The organism is Actinoplanes sp. NPDC026619, from assembly GCF_040638295.1.
Taxonomy (GTDB): Bacteria; Actinomycetota; Actinomycetes; order Mycobacteriales; family Micromonosporaceae; genus Actinoplanes.
The window spans coordinates 1-3,456 of the sequence record NZ_JBEZYA010000076.1 but is presented as its reverse complement, the minus strand read 5'-3'; the positions used below and the strand labels follow the sequence as shown (position 1 = coordinate 3,456).

4 protein-coding genes and 1 pseudogene are annotated in these 3,456 nt (G+C 61.6%); all 5 read left to right on the top strand.

Annotated elements, in window-relative coordinates:
- Positions 1–262 (top strand): hypothetical protein (locus AB0E90_RS51505; RefSeq protein ID WP_360421177.1); only part of this gene is annotated, 262 nt, incomplete at its 5' end.
- Between the two features lie 46 nt (positions 263–308).
- Positions 309–743: pseudogene (locus AB0E90_RS51500) on the top strand (RHS repeat-associated core domain-containing protein); the annotation flags it as partial.
- A 39-nt stretch (positions 744–782) separates the two neighbouring features.
- Positions 783–2,072, top strand: coding sequence for a Hint domain-containing protein (locus tag AB0E90_RS51495; protein ID WP_360421175.1), 1,290 nt, complete (start codon positions 783–785; stop codon positions 2,070–2,072).
- 8 nt (positions 2,073–2,080) lie between these two features.
- Positions 2,081–2,551 carry a hypothetical protein gene (locus AB0E90_RS51490; RefSeq protein ID WP_360421173.1) on the top strand — a complete coding sequence of 157 codons (471 nt, stop codon included), beginning with the start codon at positions 2,081–2,083 and terminating at the stop codon, positions 2,549–2,551.
- A 200-nt stretch (positions 2,552–2,751) separates the two neighbouring features.
- On the top strand, positions 2,752–3,384 hold the full coding sequence (locus tag AB0E90_RS51485; RefSeq protein ID WP_360421171.1) for a transposase: 633 nt from the start codon (positions 2,752–2,754) through the stop codon (positions 3,382–3,384).
- Positions 3,385–3,456: the final 72 nt, after the last annotated feature.

Sequence of the window (3,456 nt, the reverse complement as noted above, 5' to 3'; positions counted from 1 at the left end):
TGAGGGCTTCACCCGCTTCATCCGCCTCCACAGAGGCCACTCACCCCACAAAATCCCTGTTCAGCGCCCCGCGCCGCGAGAACGCAACAGCCCTGCCACCGCCGGCCCCGATGTCGTCCGTCCGCACGCGATCACCGCGATGACCACCACCCAGCCAGGGCAGAGCACCGGCACGACCGCCACCTACGGCTACGACAACGCCGGCAACATGACCACCCGCCCCGGGCGCCACCAGCGGCCAAGTCCTCACCTGGGACGCTGAGGGCCACCTCGCCAAAGTCGTCGAAGGTAGCAAAACCACCACCAGCCTGTACGACACCAGCGGAAACCGCCTACTCCGACGGGACTCTACCGGGACCACCCTCTACCTGCCCGGACAGGAAATCCGGCGGACCGTCTCTGGCAGCACCGCCACCGTCAGCGGAACCCGCTACTACAGCTTCGCCGGCTCCACCATCGCCTCGCGCAGCCCCGGAGCGCAGAACCTGACCTGGCTGTTCGACGACCACCAGGGCACCCAACAGCTCGCGGTCAACGCCTACACCCAGCAGGCCACCACCCGCCGGCAAACTCCCTACGGCGAAGCCCGCGGCAGTAACCCGCTGTGGCCCAACAGCAAGGGATTCGTCGGCGGTGACAATGACCCCACCGGCCTGACCCACCTAGGCGCCCGCGAATACGACCCCGCCACCGGCCGCTTCATCTCCGTCGACCCCCTCCAAGACCTGGCCGACCCGCAACAGTGGAACGGCTACGCCTACGCCAACAACAACCCGATCACCATGTCCGATCCCACCGGACTGATGAACCCCATCGGCAACCGCGGCGACCAGAACCACAACAGCTGCGACGACGCCTGCCGGGAGGCCGCCAAGAAAGGAAACGGCGGCTCATCCGGTTCCGGCAACGGGAAAGGCAAAATCAAGGTCGACACAGAGCCGGGCCCCGACAACACGACCAGAACAAGAGTCTGTGTCACCGGCATCAACCTCTGCCTCGACCAGTACGACGTCACCAACGTCAACAAATACATCGACTCCTACAACGCCGCACTAGCCAAAATCAGCAAACGCAACGGCGGAAAGGCGCTGGAAGACTTCCAATACCTGCAAGCGATGCTCGACGGGTGCGCAGCCGATGACAAACACCTCGAAGCAAACTGCTCATCCCAGTCGTACGTGACACTGCGTGACATTTCTAGCGAAGCCAGCATCGCCGCCTACGAAAAAGCCAACGGCGTATCAGCGAAGAAGACGGCCGGCACTCTCGGCCTCACGTATCTCGAGATCGTGATGTCCCGTGTCACTCCCTGCGATTTACGCGTATTGACCGGCGGCGGTGGCCGGCGAAGTTTCTCTGCCGACACCCTGGTCCTGCTTGGAGACGGCAAAACCACCAAGAAGTTCAAAGATATCAAGGTAGGTGATGAGGTCCTCGCCACTGATCCCGAGACAGGCGAACAAGGACCGCGCAAGGTCACCGAAGTCTGGGTCCACCAAGACGACCTGTACGTCCTGCTCGTTGATGGCAAGAAACTGACCACCACGGAGGACCACCTCTTCTGGGACGCCACCGATCAGCGCTGGGAACGCACCGACGAACTCGACAGGGGTGATCTGCTCCAGACGCCAGCGGGCGCCGCGGCCCACGTCAACGGCTTTCAGCGGCGGACCCACAAGGTTGCCGCGGCCTACAATCTCACCGTCGAAGGCTTGCACACCTACTATGTGCTCGCCGGCAGCACGCCCGTGCTCGTACACAATGACGGTTGCACCATCTCGCCGCAAGGTTGGAAACACGTTAAGGATTTCCATCGGCCGGGCGGCGTCGGTCTCGATGAATCGAAGGGTGTCTTTTCTGGCACGGACGAACAGGTTCAGGACATTATCCAGCAGACAGTTATGCGCGGGCGGCCTCGTAGAAACACTGGAGGACGTGATGGAACAGTCTACGAATGGGATTTCGGTCGACCGATTGGCGCAAAGAGCCAGAATGAGGGTGGTGGAGAGGCGCAGCAAGTTCGAGTTGTCGTCAATCCCGATGGTACGCTGCGCACTGCGCATCCGTTCTAGGAGATACTTTGATAGTCGTCGACTTCGATATCGCGCCGTTGGACACGGCGGTCTCTCCGCTATGGCAGCCCGGCCCGCGCGTGGACCTGGCGACTGTGTCCGAGATGGACCTGAGGTACGAGTATTTCTGGAGCAGGATAAGATTTGTCATAAACGACCACGACTTGGGTGACCGCTGGGGTAATGTGCCACTGCTCGACTTCACGGCATCGCTTGAGCTGGTTCTCGAGTCGATCAATCGGTCAAACAGCGGTAAAATAGACTTTACTGAAAATTCTATTGCGGTCTCGTTTGTTCGCAGTGAAGATTCTGTGGAGATAGAAGCTACGACTGAAGCCAGTTCTTTCACCTGCAGTATTAGCGACTTGACGGCCGCCGCCCGCGCATTTATCGACAAAGTTGCGGTCGCGCTCTTGGAATCCCATCCTGATATTGCCAACAACGAGTTCTTTCGGCGGCTGACTCACTTTGCATTATGATTCGGTGTTGCGGTTCAGCTGGTACTCCAGCCGTGGATCGTGATTTCCCTGCGTGGCGGTGCCAGATTGGGCTCACCCATCTTGCGTGGCGTGAGTGCGTTTCTCCTCGGTGGCGTCGCGCTGGCTTGAGCGGCCCCTAACTTCAGCCTCGATCCGTCAGAGGGTATTGATCCCTCGGTAGGGCTTTCGGCTTGTTGTCGATGACCGCGTTCGGGATCCTGCCCCGCTTCACCGGCGTCGCGGTCCACGACGCCTACAGCGGCTACGACGGTTTCACCACGGCCACGCACGCCTTGTGTAATACGTACATCCTGCGAGAGGCGACCGGGATCGGCGAGTTCGACGCCCTGGCCCGTACCGATGGCTGGACCGAGCACCTGGTGAACCTGCTCGGCGACGCCCACCGCTGGGTCGCGCAGTGGCGCGGGCAAGGCCACACGGTGTTGCCGCCGTTCAAGCTTGACGACCTGTCCGCCCGCTACGACCGGCTCGTCGAACGGGCCTTGACACTGCACCAGCCACGCTCCGGCAAGCAGACACCGGCCCGGAATCTGGCCTTACGACTACGCGACCGCAAGACCGAGTTCCTGCGGTTCGCCACCGACTTCACCGTCAGCTTCTCGAACAACGTCGCCGAACAAGCCGTCCGGATGGTCAAATCCAAAACCCGGGCCAGCGGCGGTTTCCGCACACTCACCGGCGCCCAAACGTTCCTGGCCATCCGCGGCTACATCTCAACCATCCGCAAGAACGGCCTCCGCGCGGCCACCGAACCGCGCAACGCACTCCTCGGCAACCCATGGATGCCTGGGGACTGCCCCCGGTTCGGTTGACTCCTGACCTGTGAGGACGTGAGTCCTCGCTGGGAGGATGTATCCCATGCCGAAAGCGTTCCCGCCGGAGTT